Origin of the sequence: Nocardia sp. CA-119907 (assembly GCF_050955995.1) — a bacterium.
Lineage (GTDB): Bacteria > Actinomycetota > Actinomycetes > Mycobacteriales > Mycobacteriaceae > Nocardia.
In genome coordinates this window covers 4,170,962-4,183,217 of the sequence record NZ_CP192091.1, presented here as the reverse complement: position 1 = coordinate 4,183,217, position 12,256 = coordinate 4,170,962, and the positions used below count along the sequence as shown (strand labels likewise).

General features: G+C 68.6%; 4 protein-coding genes. All 4 read right to left on the bottom strand.

All coding sequences use genetic code 11. From position 1 onward, the window contains the following. Nucleotides 1-22: 22 nt before the first annotated feature. The 4 genes from ACQP2D_RS18285 to ACQP2D_RS18270 are packed head-to-tail and all read right to left on the bottom strand — an operon-like array spanning nucleotide 23 to nucleotide 12,253. Nucleotides 23-1,804 carry an acyl-CoA dehydrogenase family protein gene (locus ACQP2D_RS18285; protein ID WP_433684884.1) on the bottom strand — a complete coding sequence of 594 codons (1,782 nt, stop codon included), beginning with the start codon at nucleotides 1,802-1,804 and terminating at the stop codon, nucleotides 23-25. After that, nucleotides 1,801-3,582 (bottom strand): acyl-CoA dehydrogenase, encoded by a 1,782-nt coding sequence (locus tag ACQP2D_RS18280; protein ID WP_433684883.1) that lies wholly within the window; start codon nucleotides 3,580-3,582, stop codon nucleotides 1,801-1,803. Before ACQP2D_RS18280 ends, ACQP2D_RS18285 begins: the two co-directional genes overlap by 4 nt. Then, complete coding sequence (locus ACQP2D_RS18275) at nucleotides 3,579-5,192, bottom strand: PfaD family polyunsaturated fatty acid/polyketide biosynthesis protein (RefSeq protein WP_433684882.1); 1,614 nt, start codon at nucleotides 5,190-5,192, stop codon at nucleotides 3,579-3,581. Before ACQP2D_RS18275 ends, ACQP2D_RS18280 begins: the two co-directional genes overlap by 4 nt. Further along, on the bottom strand, nucleotides 5,189-12,253 hold the full coding sequence (locus ACQP2D_RS18270) for a beta-ketoacyl synthase N-terminal-like domain-containing protein (RefSeq protein ID WP_433684881.1): 7,065 nt from the start codon (nucleotides 12,251-12,253) through the stop codon (nucleotides 5,189-5,191). Before ACQP2D_RS18270 ends, ACQP2D_RS18275 begins: the two co-directional genes overlap by 4 nt. Nucleotides 12,254-12,256: the final 3 nt, after the last annotated feature.

The window sequence follows — 12,256 nt, the reverse complement described above, 5'->3', positions numbered from 1 at the left end:
GGTGTTACGTCCGAGATAGTGGTCAGGCTGTGGTCTCGCCGCTGGCCCGCAATTGGAACTGCCAGTGCGAGAAGAGTTTCCGGTCGCGGTGCAGGTCCAGCAGCACCGTCATGACGCGGTCCACGACGACCGCGTCGGTGACCGGGTCCGCCGGATGGAAGCCGCGCCAGATGCGCTCCAGGCACAGCAGCAGCACCGCACCGTCCGGGAACGGCGGAGCCAGCACCGCTGCCGAACGCACGACCAGGTGGATCAGTGCGGCGGCCGCGTGCAGTGCGCAATATTGTTCGGCGAGCCGGTAGATTTCGGCGGAGGCGCCGTAGCCGCGGCCGAGGGTCTGCTTGGCCCGCTGCTGTTCGAGCAGGATTCGGTCCAGTTCACCGAGTAGCCGTTCGGCGAGGTCGGCCGATTGTTCGAACCAGCTCCGCTGCTCACCTTCGCGGGTTCCGGCGAGTGCGCGCAGATCCGCGATCGCCTGCGGCAGAGCCAGTATGGCGGCATCACCGGCCCGGCTGAACAGCTGCTGCTGGGCGGGCTGCCACTCGTCGAGCTTCGCGTCGAGATCGTAGCTGCGCGCGACCTTGTCCGCCGCGGCGGACCGCTGTTCGACGGTCGCGGAATTGGCCGCGCTCAGGATCTGCTCGAGCTGCGCGCCAACGGATTTCAGATTCACCACGGTATTGCCGTCGGCGAATACCGACACCACGATATCGCGCAGCATCTTCTGGAAGATCGCGTAGTGCGGGTGGTCGCGCAGGTACAGCCGGGCGCCCAGCACCTCCGACAGCTGGGTCATGGTGCGCTCGAGCGAGGTCGGCACGAAATATTTGACGATGGCGGAATCGACCGCGATCTGCTCGGGCGTGGCCTGCAGTCCGCGCACGGCGCCGGTGGCCACCGCTTCGGACAGCAGCAGATCGGCGAAGCTCTCGGCGATCTGGCGGCGGGTATAGGGAAAGTCGACGACCTTCTGCCCGAAGATCTCCCGCGTCACGATGAAGTCGCAGGTGACCCGCAACGCGGTATCGACCGCACCGAGCGCCAGCCCGCTGATCGTGGTGCGCGCCACCTGGGCGCTTTTGAGCACCATCTCCAGGCCCTGGCCCTCGGCGCCGATGCGATGGCTGTCGGGGACGAAGAACTTCTCCAGCTGGATGCCGCTGAGATCGAGCGCGCGCAGCCCGTGCAGCCGCTCATTGGGCAGCTCCCGCACCGCGCCCGCAGGGCCGAGCCGCTTTTCGACCAGGAAGATGGACCAGTCGCCCGGTCCGCCGCGTTCGCCGGTGCGGGCGTGCACGGTCACCATATCGGCCAGGGTGGCATTGCCGATGAGGTATTTCTCCCCCGTCAGCAGATAGCCGCCGTCCACCTTCTCGGCCCGCATCTCATTCGAGAGCACATCGCTGCCGTGGGCGCGCTCGGACAGCCCCCACGCCAGCTTGGCGCCATTGTTGATCTGCGATACCAGCCGGGTCCGCTGCTCATCGGTGCCCGCGATCCAGGTGGGCATGAATGCCAGGTCGGTGAGCATCAGGGCGGCGGCGGTGGTGGGGTCGCGGCGGGCGACCAGGCGCAGCAGCGAAAATCCGGTCTCGACGTCACCGGCGCGGCCACCCCACTTGGCGGGCAGGCAGTATTCGTGCAGTGCCCAGCGCTGCAGCAGGCCGAGCAGATCGTGTGGGAACTCCTCGAGCTCGTCACAGCGCAGAATGCGCTGGAACGACATCTGATTCGCGGGATCGTGCGGATCGCCGAGGTAGCGTTCCAGCTCCTCGGCCAGCTCTGTCACGTACTGCACGGTCATGACGGTTCGGTTCCTTCCTCGGTGGCGAGCGGGAGCGGCCGCGCGGTGAACAGCCGACGGTCCCGGTGTAGCCGGGCGATCACGTCGAATGCGTTGTCCGCCAGCGCCATCGGCAATCGGGCGGTACGGCAGTCGGCTCGGTCGAGCAGTAATGCCAGTGCCGGGAGCAGCCAGTCGACCGATCCCGGGGTGGTGCCGTAGAGCGACCGGGCCCGGTTGAACCACCACAGCTGGACACACGCCGCAGCGGTGTGCAGGTAGGCGATGCGCAGGGCGAGATCCACTGTCGCGGTAGCGCGTTCGGAGGTGGACAGCTCGGTCAGACCGGTAATGTCGGCGCGCGCCGCCGCCAGCGCCTGCTCCAGCCGGTCGACCAGATCCAAAGCCCGGCCGGTGCACGGACGGGCCGCGCCGAGCACGGCGCGCATACCCGCCGCGGCCACCGGGAATCCGCCGGTGACGACCTCGAGCCCGCGCGCCGACAACGTCAGGTTGGTGAAATCCAGCGGGGGCAGGGTGGCGTCGAGATCAAAAGTGTCCGAGAGCAATTCGAGCGCGCCGTCCTGCGCCGCGGTGAAACCGGCTTCGACGAACCGGCCCAACTGCATGGCGACCAACCGGAGATTCGCGGTGGGGCTGGTATCGAAGTAGCGAACCACCGCATTATCGGCGCGCAGCACGTCGAAGGCGCCCTCGGGCCCCTCACGCAGTACGCCGCGGGTGCCGAGCACATCCGCACAGCGCGTGAACGCCTCGGTGGACAGCTCGGTGAGCACCGCTTTGAGCAGGCCGGACCACAGGCTCTGCGCCGCGGGGAAGGTGTGCATCGCACGCGCACAGGCCAGTGCGGCCGCATCGCTGGCCAGCAAGGCCCCCGCGGCCGTACCCAATTCGCGTCGGTTGAGCGCATGCTCGCCGACCGGGCGGCCCGCGACCACATGGCGCCCGGCGAACTCGAGGGTGAGCCGCAGCGCCGAATCGACCGCCGCCAGGTTGGCGCCCACGCTGGTGGCCCGGACCACCTGCATGGCGCGCATCGCGGTCTCCATCCCCCGCCCGATCCGCCCGACGATCGCGTCGTCGGCCACCGGCAGATCGGTGAAGTGGAAATGCGCGAAATCGGTGCCGCGCATGCCCGCCGGACGCTGCAGCCGGTAGCGAGCCGAACTCTGCCGCAGGGGATCGTGCACCAGCGCCATCGAGTACGCGGCCGGACCACGTCCGCCGGTGTGCGCGATCACCAGCATGGCGCCGGCCCGCTTACCGAATCCGGTGAGCCATTTCTCGCCGTCGAGCAGCCAGCCGCCGGTCACCGGATCCGGGGTCAGCGCACAGGTATTGGCGAGCAGATCGCTGCCGTGCTCGGGCTCGGAGAAGGCGAATCCGATGGACTGGCCCGAACCCAACAGCCGCACCACCTGATCGCGCTGCTCGGGCGAACCGGCGAGCAGCACACACAGTGTCGCGGTGATGTCGATCATCGTGGCGGGCATGATGGTCAGATCACGTCGCGCGGCCACCCGCACCAGCATCAGGGTCTGGTCGTAGGTGATCAGATCGCCGCCGTACTCGGCCGGGATATAAGACATCCGCAGCAGCGGTCCGGCGATATCGGCGAGCCCATCGGGAAAGGCATCCCGTTCGGCGCGTGCCAGCATGGCCGCGAATCCGAACGAATTATCCAGTGCCCCTGGATCTCCCAACGCCGCCTCCAGGGCCGCCGCCGCCGGATACGGTCCGAGATCGGTGGCGGCGGCGCGGCTTTCCACGGTGGTCACCGCGCGCCCCCGGAGTCGTCGGCCAGCGGTGCCGGACGGTAGTCGGCGCAGCCGCGCGGCACCCGCACGCCGTTCACGGCCAGCTGCTGGATGCGGGTGGTGAAGGCCGCACCGTGCAGCAGATTCAGCGCCACATCGGCGACCCGGCGGTTCTCGGTGGCGGCCAGGTAAGAACCGCGCACCCATTCATTGAAGCTGCCCATGGCCGGACCGCACCAGATCTGGTAGTCCAGGCCGCGATCGGCCTCACCCACCACGGCCCAGCGCGAGGCCATGCCCAGGTACCAGCGGAAGACCAGGGCCATCTTGCGCTTCGGATCGTCGGCGGCCCGGGTCAGCTGGTCCGGATCGCGGCGGGTGAAGTAGGCGACCACGTCCTGCCAGACATCTTCCACCGAGCGGCGCAGGATCTGTTGTTCCAGCCGGGCCCGCTCGGCGATCGGCAGCACGTCCAGACCGTCGTAGGTGCGGTAGAGCTCGTAGAGCCGCTTCGCCCGCATCGCGAACATGCTGCCGTTCTTCAGCACCTGCAGCTCGACGCCCATTTCGAACATATCCGCCGCGGGCGCCATATCCACATCCGCGACGCCCGCCGCCGCCAGCAGATGCCGGACTTCGTCGGAAGTGCCCGCCTCCAAGCAGGATTGGTTGACCGAACCGGTGACCACATAGTCGGCGCCCATGGCGAAGGCGGCCGCGGCGGCCACCGGGGTGCCGATACCGCCGGCCGCGCCCACCCGAACCGCCACCGGATAACCCAGATCCTGCTGCACCTGGTCGCGGCGGCGCAGGATGGACGGGAACAGTGTGGTCAGCGGGCGGCGGTCGGTGTGGCCGCCGGAATCGGCCTCGGCGGTGATGTCATCGGCCAGCGGCACGAATTTGGCCAACTCGGCCTGTTCGGCGGTGATCAGCCCGCGACCGAGCAGATCGGAGACGATCGCGGCCGGTGCGGGACGCATGAACTTCTCCGCGACCTCGGCCCGGGATACCTTGGCGATCACCCGATTCGCGATGAGCACCCGCCCATCGCCGGTGCGTGCCAGTCCGGCCACCCGGTAGCGGACGATATGCGCGGTGACGTCCATGAACGCCGACGCCTCGACACAGCGCACCCCGTACTTCAGGAACAGCTCGACCGCGGCGCGTTCCAGCTCCTCCTCACTCGGGCTGTGAATCAGGTTGGCGGCGTAGGGCAATCCGGGAATCTCGGCCGCGAATCGCTGCAGCGCGGCCTCCACGCGTTCGGGCAGCAACCCGGCCGCGCCGAACGAGCCGAGACAACCGGACCGGGCCAGCGCGATCACGTAGTCCTCCGAGGCGATACCACCCGCCATCGCGCCACCCATGTAGGCGTAGCGGACGCCGTGGCAGGCGCGGAAGGCGGCGGAGCCGAGCTGATCGGCGGGCAGCGGGCCGATCGCGGCGATGACCGAGGCATCGTCATCGGGACGGGTGGTGCTCAGACCGGTGCCGTGCGCGGTACGCACCACGTAGACCGGCTGGTGCAGGGCGGTCAACGTCTCGTAGAAGCCGTCCTGGCTGTGGTGGACAATGGGATCGACGGCGTAATCCGCGGTATCCCGCTCAGTTCCGACAGTAATGCTCATCGTTCGTCCTCTCTGCGTTCGTGAACCTCTACGGCGACGTTGGCGAGTTCATAGATGCGCATTCCCGGCTTCCACACATTGGCGTCGGCGATCACCAGCACCCGATCGTCGGCTCGCCGCACCTCCTTGACGTGCAGGTCGAAGGTCATCGGGCCCTCGGTGCGCAGAATCTGTCCTCGGTATTTCCAGACCATTTCGACATCCAGCGGCATCGCGAACACCGGGTCGGTGAAGCCGTCGCCCGCACCGATCTCGATCGCGTAGACCTGCAGTGCCTGGATCAGTGCCTCCACGCCGAGCGAGCCGGGCATCACCGGGTCGCGATAGAAGTGGCATTCGAAATACCAGTCGTCGTGGTCGATTCGGCGCAAGCCGCGCAGATAGCCCTGCCCGTGCGTGCCGCCGTCATCGACGACGTCGACCTCGTCGATCAGCCGCAGATGTCCATCGGCCAGCCGCAGGCCGGGGCGGGTGAACCAGCTGTCTTCGGTGCGCACCGCCAGCGTGCGCACTCGGCCCGGCGCGAGTTCGCCCTGCTGATCGAGCCAGGGCGCCACGTATTTGGCATTGTCCAGGCCGATCTGATTACTGAGGGCCTCGGCGGTGTGATAACCGAACATGGACTCGCCGTGGTAGAACAGCTCGCCGTCGGCGAAGAGCTCGTAGCGGAATTTCTGCAGCGAGGTACCCGGCATGATCTGGTTGAACAGCATCGTCGTGTGCTGGCGAATGGTCTTGCCGCGCAGGTCGATCTGCTTGACGACGGTGGCCTTACCGTCCAGGTTGCGGATATTGAGTTCCTGATCGGGCGTGGCCAGGCTGGCGCCGAGGTAGTAGCCGAGCAGGATGGCGGCCTGCAGCGAGGACTCCATATAGACGCAGTTCGGCATGCCGGGGAAGGCGTTCTCGTGGAAGTACCAGGCCTCCGGCGGGCAGTCGTATTCGGTCTCCATGGTGGCCCCGGCTTTGAGCTCACCGCGCACACCGCCGAACTTCATGATGCGGTCGACGAATCGGAAGTCGCCGTTGGGGATATAGGGCGCCTTGCGGTCGGCGTAGATCTCGAACTCCGGGCCCATGGCGGTGGCCAGGTCGCCCTTCGCCGCGTGCGCCAGATGCAGTTCGTTGATGAACGCCGGTTGCCCCGCCGCATTGCGGCGGCCCAGAAACGCTGGCACACCGCCGGTTTCGGGCCGATACGGCGTGCCGGGCTTCTCCCGGACCTGAACGCCGAAGTTGCGCATGCTGATCATCGCCTTATCGCCGTCGTAGACGATGATGTCGGCGATGATCGTCGGACGCGGCAGCATGGTGATCTCGGTGATCTCCACGTGGTAGCGGATGCTGGCCTGTTTCGGGGTGATCTGGCCGCGCACCTTCACCTGGGTCTTCAGCCCCGGCACCGACTGGAATTCGGCATCGGGCAGGACCAGATGCAGGCCGAGGTAGAGCGCATAGGTCTGCAGCAACTGCACGCCGCCCTCGGCGACCAGGGATCCGGCCAGCACCGGGTCACCGGTGAAGTGGCACTTGAAGTACCAGCCCTCGGGGTCCAGGTATTTGACCGCGGTCAACTCGCCCAGGGCGCGCGGGCCGCCGAGCCGGTCGATCGCGGTGATCTCGTCGATCATCCGCAGCATCCGATCCGGCAGGCGCAGTGAGCGATTCGAGCCATCGGCGGTCTGGTCCCAGGCCGGACCGAAGACCTCGGCCGGACGTCCGGCGGCGAGCAGTTCGAGATCCGCCGCGGTCAGGGCGGTCCGGTCGGTGCGCGCGAGCGGCTTGAACCAGGTCTTGGTCATCGACTCGCGGCGCTTGCGATCGGCGGCATTGAAGACCACGCCGAGGGAATCCTCGAGTTCGGCGGCGGAGAAGAAGCCCGCGCAAGCATCCAGCAGCTCCAGGATGAGCACACCGTCGGCGAAGCACCGGTAGTTGAAGAAGAACAGCAGGCTGTCGCCGTTCCAGACGAAGCGGTCGATCTTGATCTCGTAGCGCAGGGTCTGGCCCTCGCGGGGCAGGCCGCCGTGGAAGACCAGTTCGCTGTCGAGCAGCCGGTAGACCTTCTCGCCCCTGTTGCGGAAGTCGATGCCGAGGTAGCTGACCAGCAGCAGGTCGCACTGCCCGGCCTCGATGGTGACCGCACAGGGCACCAGCCCGTCCACCGAGTACCAGGCACCCTTCGGCACGTCGTATTCGGTGGTTATCGCCGACGGCACGTATTCGCCGGTGGTGGCCCGCAATTCGGTGACCCGGGTGACGAAGTGGTAGGGCGGCTCGGGCAGTCGCACCCGCACCGGGTAGGTATCGATCTCGGCGAACTCCGGGCCGAAGACATTGGCCACCTTGCCGTTCGCGAATTCCAGCAGCGCCGCCTCATCCCAGATCACCGGGCGCTCCGGTTTCGCTGCGGCGGAGGGAAATTCGGTCGGCGGGGGCGCGAAGCCGCGTCCCGCCTCGAGGTCGTCCAGGCTGCGCTGTACCAGGGCGCCGTGGACGCGCAGGAAGGACCGGTGCGCCTGCGAGACGCTATGGCTCATCGGCCGCAGCACCAGGGCACGGGCGGTGTCGAGCGGATCGGCGACGCGAGCGATCGGCGCGGCGGCCGGGGCGCCGACCGGAACTGGTTGCGGTGCGGGCTGTTCGGCGGCAGCGCGACGGGGCAGGTACACGAACGGCTCTCCCTCGATGATGATCCGATCCGGATCCACGATGGGGACCGCGGGGATGACGGTGACCGGATCCACCGTCGTGTGCGCCGCCGCCTGCTTCGCCGCCGCCAGGATCGGGGCGGTGCCCGCGGCGACCCGGTCGACCACCGATTCCCCTCCGCAGGTCACCGCGATGCGGTACCTCGGCTGGGCGGCGCCGGCTTCGGGGGCCGGGAACAGCAGGTCGAGGCGCACGGCGACGCCGTGGCTGACCAGCCGGGCCAGCGCCTGTCCCAGCGCGATGCCGCTCGGGATGCCGCGCCGGTCGGCGGCGATGGCGATATGGTCGCGGCCGGTGAGTGTTTCACCGATCCAGCGGGTGCAGGTGGCGCCGGGGCCGACCTCGACGAACACCCGGAACCCGCGGTCGTAGGCGTTGTTCACCAGTCGGGCGAAGTCGACGGTGCTGCAGAGGGTTTCGGCGATCCGGTCGGCTATGACCGCGCGGTCGGACGGATCCACCCGGTCGTAGTCGTAGCTGGACAGCAGCTCCAGGCCCGCAGCCGGATGACCGAGCGGGTGGCTGTTGAGTCCGGCGAAGGCGGCGCGTTCGGATTCGACTGCGGCACAGTGCATAACGTGGTTCGCCGGCGCCTTGGCGGATTTGCAGCCGAGCCGGGTGATCAGTTCCCGCACCGCGGCCGGACTACCCGCGACCACGACCTCACCCGGGGTATTCACATGGGTCAGGTACACCCGGTCCAGGTCGGTCATGGCCGCGCGCACCGCATCGGCCGGGGCCAGCAGCACCTGGGTGGTCCAGACCTCGCGGTCGGCCAGCGCGTCCGGCAGCCCCCACTGCTTGCGGATCAGCCGTTTCGGGCCGCGCAACTGGTCGACGAACAGCGGCGAGTTCCGCAGCGCGGCGTCATCGCGCACCGCGGCGTCCCAGACGTCCATCGCGAAGAGCATGCTGCTCTCCCCCAGGCTGTAGCCGAAGCCACCGTCGGCCCGGATGCCGAGCGAATCCCGCAGCAGCCGCGTCGACAGCACCGCGGCATTGGTGCCGATCGCCAGCATGGTGGGAATCGACTCGATGAGCTCGCCCTCGTGCCGCATCAGCGCGGTCCGGTCGATCCCGCGCGGCGCACTCGGATACAGCGCCGAATGCTTGTATTCGGCCCACGGCTGTTCCGATTCCCGCTCGAAGGCCGCGAGCAGCGATGGGAACAGCGAGAACAATTCGCGTCCTGCTCCCGGGTAGGCGGTGAACGCGCCCGGGTAGACGAAGGCGATCCGGGCGTCCGGTCCCACCGGCCGCGCGGTGCAGAAGCTGCCCGCCGGGGTGGCCCATTCCCCGCCCGCCGCAATGGTTTCCGGCAGATATCGCGCGGCGGCCTCCAGTTCCTTGCGCAGCTTGACGCCATCCGCGGCAACCACGACCGCGGTGTAGGTCCCGGACCGCGAAGCGGCCACACATTCGCGCGCCAGCTCGACCGGATCCAGACCCGCATCCAGCGCATCGAGACATGCTTCGGCCCGCGTGGCCAGCGCCGCACCGGTATCACCGTGCAGCGGGATCAGCAGCGGTCCACCGCCGCCCACCCAGTCGGCGACCGGCGCAGGTGCACCAACAGACCCGTTGACAGCCGAAACCGAGTCATCCGAGGTTCGTTCCTCGGAATGCGGCAGGGCGGTGGGAGCCGCCGAGAGCAGGATATGGGCGGCACTCGCGCCGCTGATCGCGTGCACCGCGGCGATCCGGCGGCGGTCGCGTGCCATGGCGAGCCAGCTCGCCGCAGCGTCCAGCAGGTGCAGGGCGGACTCATCGAGTTCCGCGGCGTCATCGGCGATCCGGCGCAGCGCCGCGGGGGCCGGTGGCAGTTCGCGGTGGCGCAGGGCGAGGACAGCGCTGACGACGCCGGCGAGCACTCCGGCCTGCTGTGCGTCGCCGGTCAGGGCGACGTGATTGCCGAGGGCACAGCTCGCGATGTCACCTGCTCGCGCCGGGAAGATTTCGGACAGCGCCGTCAGGTGGTGGCCGGAGACCGAGCCGGCGAGTTCCAGGTAGCCGACGTCGTCGGGCGTGACACCGGTTGCCGCATAGCTCTTTTCGAGCGCTTCGCGCAGCCCGCGATCGCCGCGGTGCGTGGTGATGTGGTCGATGGTCACCGGATCGGCGCCATCGGAGCGGCGCAGCACCAGGGCGGCGGCACCATCACCGAGATCCGGGTGGTCGCCTTCGGCGAGGACGCTCCGGACCAGCGTATTCTCCACTCCGGCCGCCAGTTCCACGCCACCGACGAGAACCGCTTCCACGCTCGGATCGAGCAGCAGCAGGCCGGCCACCTCGAGGGCTCGGGCGCCACCGGTGGCATCGGCCGAGATGGTGAAGACGGGGCCGGTCAGGTTGTGCGCGGAGGCGATCCGGCTGGCCATGATGTTGCCGATATAGCTGAGCACCTCATTGGCGCCGATCCGATCGTGCACACCGGTCCGGACCGCGGCCTCCAGCCGGTCCAACTCCTCCGGCCCCAGTTCGATACCGGCCCTGGCACATTCGGCCCGCACCTGGGCTCCGATATCGAAGCGAGCGCGATGCGCGTGCGAACGCGGCTCCATCTCCATGGCCACCACCACCGCCACCCGGCGCCCGGCCTGGTCCCGCCCGCTGCCGGTCAGCCCGGCCTCGGCCAGGGCCTCCTCGGCGGCCTGGAAGAACAGCAGATGTTGCGGATTCATCTGCGCGAGTTCGGCCGGCGGCAGTCGATAGGCGCGGATATCCACCTCGACGCTGTCGACATAGCCCGCGGCCCGCTCGTCGGCGAGTTCGGCGATCCCCACCTGTTCCGTGCCGTACCAACGGCCTTCGGGCCGCTGCACCAGCGCGGGTTGTCCGGACCGGATGGTCCGCCGCAGGGCGTTCGTCCCGGCCACCGCACCGATCCGAATTCCCATTCCGGACACCGACATTCGAGGCAGCTCGACACTGTTGGCGGCGTCCGGCGCGTCGATCGGAACCGGCGCAGCGAGGTTCGACTCGGGCGGCGAAGCCAGGACGAGGTGGGCATTGGTGCCACCGAAGCCGAAGGCCGAGACACCAGCGCGGCGCTGCGCCGAATCACGCTGCGGCCAAGGCTGATTGATGGTGACAATGCGGTCGGCGACGGACTGGGCGCCGGTCGGTCGGATCGCGTCGCCGACACCGGGCGTTGCGGGAATGACCCCGTGGCGCATGGCCAGCATCGCCTTGATGAGGCTGGTGAAGCCCGCGACCGTGAGCAGGTGGCCGACATTGCCCTTCACGGAGCCGAGCAAAGGCACATTCGCGCCGAAGAATTCGGCGAGTCCGCGCAGTTCGATCGGATCACCGACGGGGGTTCCGGTGGCATGACATTCGATGTAGTCGACGGCCGCCGGATCGACGCCGCCGTCGTAGGCCTGGCGGTAGGCGGCCAACTGGCCGTTGATATTCGGAGCCAGCAGGTGCGCGCCGGAACCGTCGTTACCGAGACCGATGGACTCGACCACCGCGTAGATGGTGTCGCCGTCACGCTGGGCGTCGGCCAGACGCTTGAGCACCACCACACCGGCACCCTGGCCGGTGACGATGCCGCTGGAATCGGCGCGGAACGGCTGACTGACACCGTTCTCCGGGAAGGCACGCAGATCCGAGAAGCACAGGTGGATGAGCAGCGGATCCGGCGCGCACACGGCACCTGCCAGCACCACATCGGCCGCGCCGGTGGCCAGATAGTCGCGGGCCAGCCCGATGCTGTACAGCGCCGACGAGCACGCCGCGTCCAGCGCCAGCCGCGGCCCGCCCAGGCCGAAGGCATCACCGACCACGGTGGTCGGCAGGCCCGAGGGCCACAGCGATTCGACCGGAACCTCCGGCTCCCACTGACGGACTCCGTTGTCCGGCAGTGGAAGTCCGGCCGCCCGCAGACCCTCGGCGACCGCGCGCCGGGTCAGCGGCACGCACAGGTCAACGGAGCGTTCGGTCGGGAAGGAATAGTTGCCGAGTACCAGGCCGGTGCGGGCGAGCACCGCGTCGTCCTCGGCGATACCGGCATCGGCCAATGCCTGCCGGACCACGTACAACGGCCAGCGCACCACCCGCCCCAAACCATCGATCCGCTCGGCCGAAACCCGCAGGCCGCTCGTGTCGATCGCCGGTTCGGTGACGAATCCGCCCCGGGTGGCGGTGATTTCGTGCTCCGGATCACCCCAGCCACCGGTGGTGGCCGGGTCGATCCCGAAGATGTCCGCGCCGCCCTCGGTGCGCAGATCCGCGCCGTCGAGCAGTCGGTCCCAGAATTGCCGTGGGGTGTGCGCACCGGGTAGCAGGCAGCCGATTCCGACGATCGCTACCGGCACGCGCGCCGCGCCGTTGTCCGTGTCTGACATGTC